Source organism: Caballeronia mineralivorans PML1(12) (assembly GCF_001028175.1).
In the GTDB taxonomy this organism is placed as follows: Bacteria; Pseudomonadota; Gammaproteobacteria; order Burkholderiales; family Burkholderiaceae; genus Caballeronia; species Caballeronia mineralivorans.
Window position 1 is genome coordinate 1 of sequence record NZ_AEJF01000308.1, and the last position, 407, is coordinate 407.

Annotated in this window: 2 protein-coding genes; both read left to right on the plus strand. The window is 49.4% G+C overall.

The window, feature by feature from the left end:
* Positions 1-11: 11 nt before the first annotated feature.
* Positions 12-290, plus strand: a complete 279-nt coding sequence (rpsS, locus tag EOS_RS42795) for a 30S ribosomal protein S19 (RefSeq protein ID WP_001138117.1) — start codon at positions 12-14, stop codon at positions 288-290.
* A 14-nt stretch (positions 291-304) separates the two neighbouring features.
* On the plus strand, positions 305-407 hold a 103-nt coding region (locus EOS_RS45465), incomplete at its 3' end, for a large ribosomal subunit protein uL22 (protein ID WP_326972989.1).

The following is a 407-nucleotide window of genomic DNA, read 5'->3' on the forward strand; positions in this document are numbered from 1 at the left end:
GAGGATAAGCCATGCCACGTTCTCTCAAGAAAGGTCCTTTTATTGACCTGCACTTGCTGAAGAAGGTAGAGAAAGCGGTGGAAAGCGGAGACAAGAAGCCCCTGCGCACTTGGTCCCGTCGTTCAACGATCTTTCCTAACATGATCGGTTTGACCATCGCTGTCCATAATGGTCGTCAGCACGTTCCGGTATTTGTAACCGACGAAATGGTTGGTCACAAACTGGGTGAATTCGCACCGACTCGTACTTATCGCGGCCACGCTGCTGATAAAAAAGCGAAGAAGAAATAAGGTAGGAGGAAGAGATGGAAACTATCGCTAAACATCGCCATGCTCGTTCTTCTGCTCAGAAGGTTCGCCTTGTTGCTGACCTGATTCGCGGTAAGAAAGTGTCGCAGGCTCTGGATA

Bases quoted from the DNA above. Each gene is read 5' to 3' on its own strand.
- rpsS (WP_001138117.1), top strand. From the start codon at position 12: ATGCCACGTTCTCTCAAGAAAGGTCCTTTTATTGACCTGCACTTGCTG.